14 protein-coding genes are annotated in these 13,425 nt (G+C 34.7%); all 14 read left to right on the forward strand.

Features of this window, described 5'->3' with window-relative positions:
• The first annotated feature begins 290 nt into the window (after positions 1 to 290).
• Complete coding sequence (locus A5886_RS04650) at positions 291 to 1,172, forward strand: hypothetical protein (RefSeq protein WP_086273866.1); 882 nt, start codon at positions 291 to 293, stop codon at positions 1,170 to 1,172.
• 28 nt (positions 1,173 to 1,200) lie between these two features.
• Complete coding sequence (locus A5886_RS04655) at positions 1,201 to 2,133, forward strand: LCP family glycopolymer transferase (RefSeq protein WP_086273867.1); 933 nt, start codon at positions 1,201 to 1,203, stop codon at positions 2,131 to 2,133.
• A gap of 15 nt (positions 2,134 to 2,148) precedes the next feature.
• Entirely contained in the window at positions 2,149 to 2,928 is a 780-nt protein-coding gene (locus tag A5886_RS04660) for a YveK family protein (protein WP_086273868.1), read from the forward strand.
• A 13-nt stretch (positions 2,929 to 2,941) separates the two neighbouring features.
• Positions 2,942 to 3,646, forward strand: coding sequence for a CpsD/CapB family tyrosine-protein kinase (locus A5886_RS04665; protein WP_086273869.1), 705 nt, complete (start codon positions 2,942 to 2,944; stop codon positions 3,644 to 3,646).
• A 19-nt stretch (positions 3,647 to 3,665) separates the two neighbouring features.
• The gene (locus tag A5886_RS04670) at positions 3,666 to 4,430 is read left to right on the forward strand and encodes a tyrosine-protein phosphatase (RefSeq protein ID WP_086273870.1); all 765 of its coding nucleotides are present in this window, start codon (positions 3,666 to 3,668) and stop codon (positions 4,428 to 4,430) included.
• A 12-nt stretch (positions 4,431 to 4,442) separates the two neighbouring features.
• A complete protein-coding gene (locus tag A5886_RS04675; RefSeq protein WP_086273871.1) occupies positions 4,443 to 6,260 on the forward strand; it encodes a polysaccharide biosynthesis protein in 1,818 nt (605 codons plus the stop codon).
• A gap of 12 nt (positions 6,261 to 6,272) precedes the next feature.
• Positions 6,273 to 6,887: a sugar transferase gene (locus A5886_RS04680; RefSeq protein ID WP_086273872.1), complete on the forward strand. Its 615-nt coding sequence runs from the start codon at positions 6,273 to 6,275 to the stop codon at positions 6,885 to 6,887.
• Positions 6,884 to 7,750: an NAD-dependent epimerase/dehydratase family protein gene (locus A5886_RS04685; RefSeq protein WP_086273873.1), complete on the forward strand. Its 867-nt coding sequence runs from the start codon at positions 6,884 to 6,886 to the stop codon at positions 7,748 to 7,750. Before A5886_RS04680 ends, A5886_RS04685 begins: the two co-directional genes overlap by 4 nt.
• Positions 7,747 to 8,616, forward strand: a complete 870-nt coding sequence (locus A5886_RS04690; RefSeq protein ID WP_086273874.1) for a glycosyltransferase family 4 protein — start codon at positions 7,747 to 7,749, stop codon at positions 8,614 to 8,616. Before A5886_RS04685 ends, A5886_RS04690 begins: the two co-directional genes overlap by 4 nt.
• Entirely contained in the window at positions 8,607 to 9,095 is a 489-nt protein-coding gene (locus tag A5886_RS04695; RefSeq protein ID WP_086273875.1) for a glycosyltransferase, read from the forward strand. The genes A5886_RS04690 and A5886_RS04695 overlap by 10 nt, the downstream gene beginning before the upstream one ends.
• A 2-nt stretch (positions 9,096 to 9,097) precedes the next feature.
• Positions 9,098 to 10,120 carry a polysaccharide biosynthesis protein gene (locus A5886_RS04700; RefSeq protein WP_086273876.1) on the forward strand — a complete coding sequence of 341 codons (1,023 nt, stop codon included), beginning with the start codon at positions 9,098 to 9,100 and terminating at the stop codon, positions 10,118 to 10,120.
• The gene (locus tag A5886_RS04705; RefSeq protein ID WP_086273877.1) at positions 10,117 to 11,226 is read left to right on the forward strand and encodes a capsular polysaccharide biosynthesis protein CapF; all 1,110 of its coding nucleotides are present in this window, start codon (positions 10,117 to 10,119) and stop codon (positions 11,224 to 11,226) included. Before A5886_RS04700 ends, A5886_RS04705 begins: the two co-directional genes overlap by 4 nt.
• A gap of 3 nt (positions 11,227 to 11,229) precedes the next feature.
• Entirely contained in the window at positions 11,230 to 12,354 is a 1,125-nt protein-coding gene (gene wecB, locus A5886_RS04710; protein WP_086273878.1) for a non-hydrolyzing UDP-N-acetylglucosamine 2-epimerase, read from the forward strand.
• Positions 12,351 to 13,425 (forward strand): glycosyltransferase family protein (locus tag A5886_RS15755; RefSeq protein ID WP_086273879.1); only part of this gene is annotated, 1,075 nt, incomplete at its 3' end. The genes wecB and A5886_RS15755, both read left to right, overlap by 4 nt.

Genomic DNA, 13,425 nt, shown 5'->3' on the forward strand with positions numbered 1-13,425 from the left:
AAAAAATAATACAAAGAATTTATTTGATTTGAATGGATAAAAAAATATTTTGAAACAACTATTTGCGCTTAAGATCATTATCCATCCAGTTCCTACGCTTAAATAATAACAGTGTCTGAATCCTACAGCTGCCGTTTATTCATTTAACATGCGATTTTAATAGAAATATCACAAATTACCTTTTCTTAGAGGCACTTTTCTTTTATAATTAGTTAGAATTGCCTTATTTATTTCTAAGAGAATACAGGCAAATTTTTTGTTTCAGCACAATTGAATTAGGGAGTGTGTTCATGGGAAAGCCTTTAATTAAGACTTTGGCCGTTCTGTTCGTTGCTATTGGCGCGATAGCTATCTGTTTATTAGGGTACAGACAGAACAATCAAAAGCAATATGAACAGCGAGTGGCCTACGCAAAGACAGCCATTTCAGCTGAGAAAGACAGTTTGGCATCGATAGAAGAAGAGATTGGCAAACTCTACAATAGTGATGACCGAACAATCTTGCAGAAAGACGTGAGCCAAGAGGATGTAACGAAGCTAGTTGCAAAATTGGCTTCAGTCAAAGTTTCCGCAGATGACTATGGTATCGAGGAAGATGCGTTGCCAAGTGATTCCAAAGAGATCCAAGCGCAAAAAGCAGCGTTGGATGATGAACTAAAAGACGCAGAAGCCAAAATCAAGATCCAGACTGGCACCGACGCATTGTTCACAAAAGGTGTCTCCAATTGGCAGAAAGCCGAGAATGATGTCATCATCATAGCAGACTTGAAAGATACCGATGTCGGCAACGTCAGAGAGAACTTGAATTTCTTCGATGACAGTGCCTGGAAAGACTTAGTCAAAGAATACCTTGGTTATGCAGATGCGCAATTGGACCGTATTGCCAAACTAGACGAAAGCTTCAAAAGCATGCTGAAAGATGACGTGGTCACCAGTGAAGTTACGCTAGACAAATACCTTTCAGTGGTTGACAGTATCAGCCAAGTCCGTAATGAAGAGTTGAAAGAGAAGTATGCAAAACTTGCTGACTCGATTTCAACCCAAATGGGATACGGGTACTATGGCACGACCACTACTACGACAGAAACATATTCAGATAATGTCATCGATACGACTGCTCAAGATGAAAGCAGCTGGACAGATACAGAAACAGATACTGATTCAGGCTATTAGATGATACGTATTTACTGGAGGAAAAAACATGTCTAAAGGAAAAAAGATTTTTTTGATTATTTTTGGAATCGTGGCAGTCGTGGTGATCGGTATCGTCGGTGTAGGAGCGAAATTGTATATGGATCTTTCAGGCTCGATACAAAAGACGTATGAATCGGTGGAACGGGATCAAGATGAAACCAAACGAGAAACAAAAGTAGATTTGTCGAAAGATGAATCATTTTCAGTGTTGTTGATGGGGATCGATACAGGAGACTTAGGCCGTGTAGATCAAGGTCGCTCAGATACTATGATGGTGGCAACGGTGAGCCCAGAAGACAAACAAACGACTATCGTTAGTATTGCCCGCGACACATACGTGGATATTGTAGGCTATGGAACCAAAGACAAAATCAATCATGCCTATGCATTCGGTGGACCTGCGATGTCAATGAATACCGTTGAAAATTACTTGGATATTCCAATCGATCATTATATTTCCATCAATATGGCAGGATTGAAAGAATTAGTCGATGCTGTTGGCGGCATTGAAGTAAATAATGATTTAACTTTCACGCAGAATGGCTATGATTTTACGATCGGCAAAATCACCCTTGATGGTGACCAGGCCTTAGCTTATTCTAGAATGCGTCATGAGGATCCAAATGGCGATTATGGTCGTCAGGAAAGACAACGAAAAATTGTGGAAGGCGTTGCCCGCAAAGTGCTAAGCTTTGATGGTGTGAGCAAATACCAAGGTATCTTAACAGCAGTTGAGAGCAATATGAAAACAGATATGAGCTTTGATGACATGCGTACAATCGCATTAAACTATCGCGATGCTTTCAACACAGTTGAACAAGATCAATTAAAAGGTGAAGGATTCATGCAAGACGGAATCTCATACCAACGAGTCAGTGAGGATGAATTAACGCGTGTTCAAACAGAATTAAAAGCGCAACTGAACATCGACAACGAGTAAGAAAGTGGAGAAAAAATGGAAGAGACGATTAGCTTAAAAGAAATATTTGAAATACTACGGAAACACTTAGCAACAATCTTTATTTCACTATTTGCCGGTTTGGCGCTTGCAGGGATCTTTACATTCTTTGTGATCACCCCTACGTATCGATCGCAAGCGCAGTTGATTGTGACTTTACCCCAATCAGAAACGACGAATGCCAATGATGTCAATACAAATTTGCAAATGATCAATACGTATAAAGATATGATTGTCAGTGACTTAGTGATCAACGAAGTCAAAGATCGCTTAGAGAACGAAAATGATGTCAAAATGACTGCTGGCCAAATCAGTGACGCAATTACAGTTAATCAATCACAAAACTCACAAATGTTCTCAATCCAAGCAACAAGTGACAATGCAGTTAGAGCACAGCAAATTGCCAACACAACCGCGTTGGTTTTTCAAGAAAATGCCAAAGATGTTATGAGTGTGGATAAAATCTCGATTGTGTCCAGTGCAGTCGCAAGTTCATCACCTGTATCCCCAAATAATCAATTAAACTTGGCTATCGGCTTGGTATTGGGTGTGATGGTTGGTATTGGATTGGCATTCTTATTAGAATTATTAGATCGAACAGTCAAAGATGATAAGTTCGTTACAGATAATTTAGGCTTCACTGTTCTTGGAACTGTTCCTCAAATGACACAGAAAGAACTAAATGCCACCATCCAGAAAAAACCAGCAACACCACTAATCAAAAAGCCAACAAATGACAAGTCAGCTGAATCTAGACGAAGTCGTTCTAGGGTTTAGGAGGAAAGAACAAATGGCAAAACAACAGGAAAGAAAAGGAACACAAACCCATGCGGTTAGTTTAATTACATTAATCGATCCTTCTTCACCAATCTCAGAACAATATCGTACCATCCGAACCAATATTCAATTTGCTTCTTCCGCTGATCGTCGCATCCAGACAATTGTTATCACTTCATCAGGTCCGGGAGAAGGCAAGTCAACGACCTCAGCCAATCTCGCAGTTGTTTTTGCAACATCTGGTCAACGGGTATTGCTGGTGGATGCGGATATGCGGAAACCTACTGTTTACAAAACGTTCAATTTGAATAATACGGCCGGATTAAGCACCGTACTAAGTACCTCAACTAGCGTATTAGAAGCAGCACAAAAAACAGTTGTTGATAACTTATCTGTATTGACAAGCGGTCCAAAACCACCAAATCCTTCTGAATTACTAGGATCAACCAGAATGAATCAAGTAATTGAAGAAGCGAAGAATTTATATGATGTTGTCATCTTCGACATGCCACCAGTTGTGGCTGTAACGGATGCACAGATTATGGCATCAAAAGCCGACGGTACGATTGTTGTGGTAAGAGAAAATGTATCGAGAAAAGAGTCTTTAAGCAAAGCCAAAGATCTTCTCAATATGGTGCAAGCACGCGTCTTAGGTGTTGTATATAATGGGGCAGAGCACAGCAAAGATTCTGGTTATTATTATTATTACGGAAATTAACTGATTGGAGACGAGAGAAATGATTGATTTACATTGTCATATACTTCCTGGTATCGATGACGGGGCAGAAGATTTAGCTGCAAGTATCGCAATGGCTGAGAAAGCCATCAGTCAAGGAATTACCCATATTTTATGTACGCCTCATCACAATAACGGGAAGTATAGCAATCCAAAATCGTCCGTCATTTCTCTTGTTTCTTCTTTACAATCAGAGTTAGATCAGCGCAATTTACCACTGACTGTCTTGGAAGGTCAAGAAGTTCGAATTACAGGAGGTTTGATTGAGGATATACGTAGCGATGACATTCTCTTTACAGATTTGGATGATACGTATATTTTGATAGAATTTCCTACCATGGAAGTGCCTACCTATGCAGAACGCACATTCTTTGAGTTGAAAAGTTTAGGAATTACACCAGTTATTGTGCATCCTGAAAGGAATGCCCATTTCAGAAAGGATCCCAATCATTTGATTCCATTTTTAGAAATGGGGTGTTTGGCCCAATTGACAGCGCCAAGTTACGTGGGGACGTTTGGCAAAGATATTCAAAAAACGGCAAAGGTCATGGTTGAACACAATTTGGTTCAATTGATGGCTTCCGATGCACATGGAGTAAAAAAACGTACTTTTTATATGAAAGAAGCGTACGAACAGATTCAAAAAGACTTTGGTGAAGATAAAGTGACAAACATGCAACAAGTTGCGAAGGATTTGTTGAATGGAGATCAAATTTCGTATCCAGAGTACACAGAAGTAAAAAAGAAAAAGTTTGGTATATTTTAGGGGGCTTTTGGGTTGTTTGATTTAACAAGACGAAAAAAAGTAGCTACACTGATTTTGATTGATAGTTTGCTGATCGTAATAGCCAATATGGCTTCATTTTATTTTATGAAACCATTTGTAGCTATACCATTGAACTTTATGCGACTATCCATTATCTTATCTATCATTTTTTATTTGTTTTTCGGCTTTATTTTCCGTGTATTTTCCAGAATCAACCGCTATACGAATTTGAGTGAGATGATTGCCATCTTTATGGCATTAACGCTCAGTTCAATTTTGAGTATCGTAGCATTCTTTTTTAGTAGAGAAAATTATAGTTTGCGCATGACGATTTTCACCTATTTCTTATCCATATTCTTCATTATTTCTAGCCGTTTAATCTGGCGCCTTTATGTCGAAAAAAAGAACAGTCGCTATGTAACTAGCGAGCATATCAAAAATACTTTGATTGTTGGCGCTGGTGAAGGGGGCAGAATCCTTTATAATAGCTTTTTAGGATCAAAAACGGCTAGTGAAATAAATGTGATAGGCTTCGTGGATGATGATCCCAACAAAAAGAATACATATCTATCGGGTAAGAAAGTATTTGGTAATATCAGTCAACTACCAGAACTGATTGAAAAATATGATATAAAAATGATTACGATTGCCATTCCTTCTCTTTCTAGAAAAAAACTAAGAGAAATCTTCGAAGCAATTGAACCTTTGCATGTTAAAGTCAATACGATGCCATCGATGGAAGAGATGGCTTCTGGCAAGATAAGTATGTCTCGGTTAAAAAAGATAGATGTCGTTGATTTGCTAGGTAGAGATGAAGTTCAATTGGATATTGATTCGATTAAAGATCAAATCACTGATAAAACTATTCTTGTTACAGGAGCAGGTGGATCGATTGGTTCTGAAATATGTCGACAAGTGATTGAATTTAATCCGCGCAGATTAATTTTAGTAGGGCATGGAGAAAATTCCATTTATCTTATTGACCGGGAACTAAGAAATAAATTTAAGTTAAGTACAACGGAAATTGTTCCTGTTATTGCGGATGTTCAAGATCGTGACAAAATTTTTGAAATTATGACTACTTATCGTCCTGATATCGTCTATCATGCTGCGGCCCATAAACATGTACCGTTGATGGAATATAATCCAAGAGAAGCTGTAAAAAATAATATTTTCGGATCAAAAAATGTTGCAGAAGCAGCTAAATCAGCACAAGTGAAAAATTTTGTAATGGTATCTACTGACAAAGCGAATAATCCTCCTAATGTCATGGGTGCCACTAAACGAATTGCTGAGATGATTGTTACAGGATTAAATGAAGATGGCTGTACAAAATTCTCTGCTGTGCGATTCGGTAATGTGTTGGGATCTCGTGGTAGTGTCATTCCGGTCTTTAGAGAACAAATTGCCAAAGGCGGGCCAATCACGGTGACGGATTTCCGCATGACCAGATACTTTATGACGATACCAGAAGCTAGTCGATTGGTTATTCAATCAGGCGCATTGGCAAAAGGGGGCGAAATCTTTATTTTAGATATGAGCGAACCTGTCAAGATTGTCGATCTAGCCAAAAATATGATTCGTTTAAGCGGCTATAGTGAAGATGAAATTGAAATCGTTGAAACGGGCATACGCCCAGGCGAAAAGTTATATGAAGAGTTACTTCTGGACAAAGAGCGCAATGATGAGGCAGTATTTGAGAAAATTTTTGTTGGAAATATCAAAGGTTATGCCATCAATGAAGTAATGGAAGTTGTTGAAAATTTACCTAGAGATGAAAAACAATTAGCAAAAGCAGTTGTTTCATTTGCTAATGCTTCAAATAAATAGGAGTGTATATGGATGTATAAAGAAGGTTTGAAACGGGTAATCGATTTTTTTATGGCCTTAGCAGGGGTAATCATACTTTCACCTGTATTTTTGATAATTTGCTTGGCTATTAAACTTGATTCAAGAGGACCAATTATCTTTAAGCAAAAGCGAGTAGGTAAATATAAATCACACTTTTATATTTACAAATTCAGAACAATGAAAGTTGAAACACCAAAAGAAATGCCGACACATTTATTAGAAGATCCTGATTTCTTTATTACAAAAGTTGGTAAAATTTTGAGAAAAACAAGTTTGGATGAATTACCACAACTATGTAATATACTTAAAGGTGACATGTCAGTAATTGGACCACGTCCTGCACTGTGGAACCAATATGATTTGATTGAGGAAAGAGATAAATATAAGGCAAATGATATACGTCCAGGACTATCTGGCTTGGCCCAAATTAGTGGACGTGATGAATTAGCAATTGAATCAAAAGCTAAATTAGATGGGATTTATACAAATAATCTAACTTTATTAATGGATATAAAATGCTTTATAGGGACAATCATATCTGTATTTAAGAGTGATGGCGTTGTTGAAGGAAGCAGAAATCCTTCTAAGAAGGAGGGCAATTTGTGAGAAGAATATTGATTACTGGCGAAAACAGTTATATTGGTACCTCGTTGGTAAAATGGATGTCTGATTTCAAAGATGAATATCAGTTTGATACAATTAGTGTCAAAGGTAATTCATGGAGGTCTTTAGATTTTTCAGAATTTGATGCAATAATTCATTTGGCTGCGATAGTTCATGTAAAAGAAAAGAATGATGATTTATATTTTAAAGTGAATAGAGACTTAGCAGTTGAGATTGCAAACAAAGCTAGAGAATACAGAGTCGAACAATTTATTTTTCTTAGTACGATGTCAGTATTTGGAATGGAGAAAGGCAAAGTGTCCTCCAAAACCAATATAAATCCTAAGACTGCCTATGGTAAATCAAAATATGAGGCGGAAAATGAAATTTTAAAATTAGAAAATGAACATTTCAAGGTAGCGATACTACGCCCCCCTATGATTTATGGGCCAAATTCAGTAGGAAATTATAGTAAATTATCTAAACTTGCAAAAAGACTTCCAATTTTCCCAAAAATAAATAATAAAAGAAGTATGTTATATATCAATAATTTATGCTGTTTTATCAAGTTGATTTTGGATTACCAACTTCATGGAACATTCCATCCGCAAAATAGATATTTGGTAAATACCTCTGACTTAGTAAAGGAAATCAGATTATCAAATGGTAAAAAAGTTGTGATGGTGCATGGCATGGATATGTTAATTAAGTGGTCTTCCAACCTTTTTAGTATACTTAATAAAATATTTGGTGATCTCTATTATGATAAGTCAACTTTAGGTTATCCTGATACGGAGTATAATGGGATTAGATTTGACTATCAAGAACGAAATTTTGCTAAAAGTATTGAGGAGAGTGAGAAATGAAGAGAGACATATTGTTTATGTGTCAATTTTTTTACCCAGAGTATGTTTCTTCTGCGCTCTTACCATATCAAACAGCGTTGGGTTTGAGAAAAAAAAAAATGACTGTTGATGTTCTCTGTGGATTTCCTAAAGAATATGTAAATCAAGGAGAAGAAGTAGCTAAAAAAGAGATATTTAATGGAATAAATATCATTAGGAAAAAATACATACAGTTAGGTAGAAAAAATTTTTTTAGTCGGTTAATCAATTATTTTTCTTTTACCTTTGTGATGATGATGAATCTGTACAAATGTAGAAGCTATAAAGTTATTGTCGTATATTCAAATCCTCCTATTTTACCAATTGTTTCTATAGTTGCAAAGATTATATTTGATTGTAAAATAGTATTCATTGCATATGATCTTTATCCTGAAATTGCTGAGAAAACAAAAACAATAAGTAAAAATAGTTCGATATCGAAAATCATGCAAATTATAAATAAACAATTATTTAGACGAGTTGACAAAGTTGTAGCTCTATCAAATGAGATGAAGAAATTTATTGTTTCCGAAAGACAGATCTCTGAAAATAAAGTAGAAGTTATTGCAAATTGGGCAACAGAAGACGAACATATATGCAGTAGTCTTTCACATGAATTTAATCAAATAAGGAAAGAATATGATTTAATTGTTTCTTATTTTGGAAACATGGGAACAGCTCAGGACATAGATACAATTTTACAAACAATTGCAAATAAAAAAATTCCCAAAGATAGAATAGCTTTTCTTTTTGCTGGACATGGTAATAAAAGAGGTCAAATTAGAAATGTGATAGAAAAAAACAGTCTATCTAATTGTTATTTATTTGAATATTCTAGATGTGTATAAGAGACAGAGATAGAATAGCTTTTCTTTTTGCTGGACATGGTAATAAAAGAGGTCAAATTAGAAATGTGATAGAAAAAAACAGTCTATCTAATTGTTATTTATTTGAATATTTAAGAGAAAATGAATTCAATAATGCATTATCGATTACAGATTATTTTATTGTTTCTCTTGAAAGTGACTTATCAGGATTAGCCGTACCAAGCAAGACTTATAGTTATTATCAGGCAGGAAAGCCGGTAATTGCTATTATGAATAGAGAATCTGATATCTACAAAGAAATCTCTGATAACTACGCAGGGCTCTCTGTTGAAAACGGTGAATCTGAGAAAATTGTTGAACATCTTTTAGAAGTTTTGAATGAACCTAAAAAATTAGAGACTATGAGCTATAATATGAAGGAGAAAATTAAACCAATATATACAAGAAGTAATCAAATTGAAAAGTATCGGAAGATGCTTTCTAATCTATTGGAGGATTAAACATGTTTGAAAACAAAACTTTACTGATAACAGGTGGAACGGGTTCTTTTGGAAATGCTGTAATGAATAGATTTCTTGATTCTAATATTAAAGAAATACGAATTTTTTCACGTGATGAAAAAAAACAAGATGATATGCGAAAGAAATACAACAATGATAAGTTGAAGTTTTACATTGGAGACGTTAGAGATATTAACAGTGTGAAGAATGCCATGTATGGGGTTGATTACATTTTCCATGCTGCAGCTTTAAAGCAAGTTCCTTCATGTGAGTTCTTTCCAATGGAAGCTGTTAAAACAAATGTTCTAGGAACTGATAATGTGGTTACCGCTGCAGTTGAGATGGGTGTGAAGAAGGTGATTTGTCTTTCAACTGACAAAGCTGCATACCCTATTAACGCAATGGGTATTTCAAAAGCGATGATGGAAAAAGTTTTTGTTGCGAAGGCAAAAACAGTTTCCGATGAAAATACCATGATTTGTGGAACTAGATACGGTAATGTGATGGCTTCAAGAGGATCAGTCATTCCGTTATTTATCGAACAAATCAAGACAGGCAAACCATTAACAGTTACTGATCCAGGAATGACAAGATTTTTAATGAGTCTAGAAGAAGCTGTAGAACTAGTTATATTTGCTTTTCAAAATGCTAAAGCAGGAGATATTATGGTTCAAAAATCACCCGCTTCTACAGTAGGTGATTTAGCCCAAGCAGTGAAGGAACTGTTCGATGCCAAAAATGAAATTCATGTTATTGGCACTAGACATGGTGAGAAAAGATATGAAACACTATTAACAAAAGAAGAGTATCATGTTGCTAAGGATATGGGTGATTTTTATCGTGTACCGGCTGATACACGCGACTTGAACTATGATAAATATTTTGTTGAAGGTAGTGAACAATTAACAAAAGAAGGCGAGTATAACTCTGATAACACGCAAAGATTATCAGTTGAACAAATTAAAGAAAAGCTTTTAGCCCTAGACTATGTTCAAGAAGAATTGGAAGTGTGGAATCGAAAATGAATATTCTAGTGACCGGCGCTAATGGATTTGTTGGGAAAAACTTAATATCAGAATTAAAAAATCAAGGATATGAAGATATTTTGGAATATGATATTGATACACCAAAATATATGTTGGATGAATATTGTTTAAAAGCTGATTTTGTCTTCCATCTAGCAGGCGTGAATCGCCCAAAAGATGAAAAAGATTTCATGAAAGGAAATTATGGCTTTACATCTGAGCTGTTATCTAAGCTAAAAGAGTATAATAATACTTGTCCAGTCATGATCTCTTCATCAATCCAAGCAGCATTAGATAATTCATATGGCAAAAGTAAACAAGCCGGTGAAGAACTTCTTTTTGAGTATCAAAAAGAGACAGGTGCGAAAGTCTATATTTATCGCTTTTCAAATTTATATGGAAAATGGTCAAGACCCAATTATAATACAGTTGTAGCTACGTTCTGTTATAAAGTAGCAAGAAATGAAGAAATAACTGTAAATGATGAAAATGCACAGATTGAATTATGCTATATAGATGATGTTGTAAATGAATTAATCCAATGTTTAATTGGAAAACCAACAAAAAGTGATCAATTTTGTATTGTAAATCAGATCGATAAAATTACTGTAGGAGCATTGCGAGATCTTATTGTTTCTTTTAAAGAGAGCAGAACTAAACTTGATATTCCAAATTTGAAAAATCGTTTAGAAAAAAATTTGTATAGTACTTATTTAAGCTTTTTACCTGAAGATAATTTTTCGTACCCATTGAAAATGAATATTGATGACAGGGGTTCTTTTACAGAATTTATACGCACAGAAGATCGCGGGCAAGTTTCTGTAAATATTTCAAAGCCTGGAATAACGAAAGGTAATCATTGGCATCATACAAAAAACGAAAAGTTTCTTGTTGTTAGTGGCAAAGGTATCATCCGTTTTAGAAATATCTACACAGAGGAAGTACTAGAGTACTTTGTTTCTGGAGAGAAACTTGAAGTCGTAGATATACCGGTAGGATATACGCATAATATTGAAAATTTAGGGAAAAGTGATATGGTTACAATTATGTGGGTCAATGAATTGTTTGATCCTCAAAATCCTGACACATTTTATTTGGAGGTATAAATTTTGAAAAAATTAAAAGTTATGACAGTGGTAGGTACGCGACCGGAAATCATTCGATTATCCGCTGTTATTAATCGTTTAGAGGGTTCTGAAGCGATTGACCATGTACTTGTACATACTGGTCAAAACTATGATTATGAACTCAATGAAGTCTTCTTTGAGGACTTTAAATTAAAGAAACCTGATTATTTCCTAAACGCAGCAACAGGAACTGCGATAGAAACTGTGGGGAATATTTTAATTAAGATTGATCCTATATTGGAAGAAGTAAAACCTGATGCATTTTTAGTGTTAGGGGATACGAACAGTTGTCTGTGTGCAATTGCTGCCAAAAGAAGACATATTCCGATTTTTCATATGGAAGCGGGAAATCGATGCTTTGATCAACGCGTGCCTGAGGAAACAAATCGTAAAATTGTGGATCACACTGCGGACATTAATTTAACTTATAGTGATATTGCTCGGGAGTATCTTTTAAGAGAAGGACTTCCGGCTGATCGTATTATTAAGACTGGCAGTCCAATGTTTGAAGTTTTAAATTCTAGAATGGTAGACATTGAAAAATCGACCATTATTGATGAACTTAGTTTAAGCGCCGGTAAATATTTCTTAGTATCAGCCCATCGGGAAGAAAATATTAGCTCTGAACTGAGATTTATGAATCTTGTAGATAGCTTGAATACAGTCGCAGAAACTTACGACTTGCCAATTATTATTAGCACCCATCCTCGGACAATGAAGATGATTGAAGAAAAAGGAATAGAGTTCAATAGTTTAATCAAAACCATGAAACCAATGGGTTTTAACGATTATAACAAATTACAAATGAAAGCCAAAGCTGTATTAAGTGATAGCGGAACAATTAGTGAAGAATCATCTATTCTTAATTTTAGAGCATTAAACATTCGTGAAGCCCATGAACGTCCTGAGGCGATTGAAGAAGCTAGCGTGATGATGGTCGGATTGGAAAAGATGAGAATTCTTCAAGGTTTAGAAGTTTTAGAAACTCAAGAAAAAAATACCTTGAGAAAAGTTTATGATTATTCAATGCCTAATGTTTCTGAAAAAGTTTTGAGAATTATTTTGAGTTATACGGATTATGTGAATCGCGTGGTGTGGGATAAATGAGTGACGTATTAATCGTTTCAATGAATAATATATATTTGACTCCTTATATATCAAATTACTTGAATATTTGTCAAAATAAGCGACTTGAAGTGGACATTATTTATTGGAATCGCCATTCGATTAAGGAAAAAAGTTGTTATGGGAACATGAAACCATTTGATTATACGATGGAAGAAAAAACAAGTAAGATAATAAAGTTATTAGGATATTATAAGTTTAGTAGATTTGTGAATAAAGAATTAAAAAAAAACAAGTATAAAAAAGTGATATTTTTACAGACTATTGGTGCAATTTTACAGACATTTCTTCTTAGGAGCTTATATAATCATCAATATTTAGTAGATATCAGAGATTATACGTATGAAAGAAACGTATTATTCTTTGAAATTGAAAAGGTATTGTTAAGTAATAGTGGTTTAAATGTAATATCCTCCAATGCATATAAGTCATTTTTACCAAATAAAATTGATTATACGGTAACTCATAATTTTAATGATGTGGATTTTTCCAGAATTATAACTCAAAACAGAAATAACACAATAAGAATCTCGTATATTGGGTTAGTTAGATTTGATGAGACTATTATAAATTTAATAGATAGTTTGAAGAATGACGAGAGATTTGAATTTTATATAATTGGTAAAGGTGCAGAACGCTTCAAGAGTTACGTAGAAAGGTTTTCTATAAATAACGTTTTTTTAATCTCTCAATTTCAACCAGAAGATTCGGCTAATTTCTTCTATAATACGGATATCATTTTTAATCTTTATGGGTATGGTACACCACTATTAGACTATGCGTTGTCTAATAAATTATATTATGGTGCAATATTTTCTAAACCGGTGTTAGTTTTTGAAGGAACAAGCATGTCAGAGTTGACTTATCAATATAGTTTCGGAATTCAAGTACCACAGAAATTATTTGAATTGGATGTAAACAAGTTGGCTGATTTTATCTATGAAAAATATGAACAAATTAACACTGAGTTTTTAAAGAGAGGTACTTCTGAGTTTTTAAAGAGAGTAAGAGTAGACAATACAATATATAATGAAAAAGTGTCAGAGTTTATAG

It is taken from the genome of Candidatus Enterococcus testudinis (assembly GCF_002140915.1).
Lineage (GTDB): Bacteria > Bacillota > Bacilli > Lactobacillales > Enterococcaceae > Enterococcus_D > Enterococcus_D testudinis.

Bases quoted from the DNA above. Each gene is read 5' to 3' on its own strand.
- A5886_RS04650 (WP_086273866.1), top strand. From the start codon at position 291: ATGGGAAAGCCTTTAATTAAGACTTTGGCCGTTCTGTTCGTTGCTATT.
- A5886_RS04655 (WP_086273867.1), top strand. From the start codon at position 1,201: ATGTCTAAAGGAAAAAAGATTTTTTTGATTATTTTTGGAATCGTGGCA.
- A5886_RS04660 (WP_086273868.1), top strand. From the start codon at position 2,149: ATGGAAGAGACGATTAGCTTAAAAGAAATATTTGAAATACTACGGAAA.
- A5886_RS04665 (WP_086273869.1), top strand. From the start codon at position 2,942: ATGGCAAAACAACAGGAAAGAAAAGGAACACAAACCCATGCGGTTAGT.
- A5886_RS04670 (WP_086273870.1), top strand. From the start codon at position 3,666: ATGATTGATTTACATTGTCATATACTTCCTGGTATCGATGACGGGGCA.
- A5886_RS04680 (WP_086273872.1), top strand. From the start codon at position 6,273: ATGTATAAAGAAGGTTTGAAACGGGTAATCGATTTTTTTATGGCCTTA.
- A5886_RS04690 (WP_086273874.1), top strand. From the start codon at position 7,747: ATGAAGAGAGACATATTGTTTATGTGTCAATTTTTTTACCCAGAGTAT.
- A5886_RS04695 (WP_086273875.1), top strand. From the start codon at position 8,607: ATGTGTATAAGAGACAGAGATAGAATAGCTTTTCTTTTTGCTGGACAT.
- A5886_RS04700 (WP_086273876.1), top strand. From the start codon at position 9,098: ATGTTTGAAAACAAAACTTTACTGATAACAGGTGGAACGGGTTCTTTT.
- A5886_RS04705 (WP_086273877.1), top strand. From the start codon at position 10,117: ATGAATATTCTAGTGACCGGCGCTAATGGATTTGTTGGGAAAAACTTA.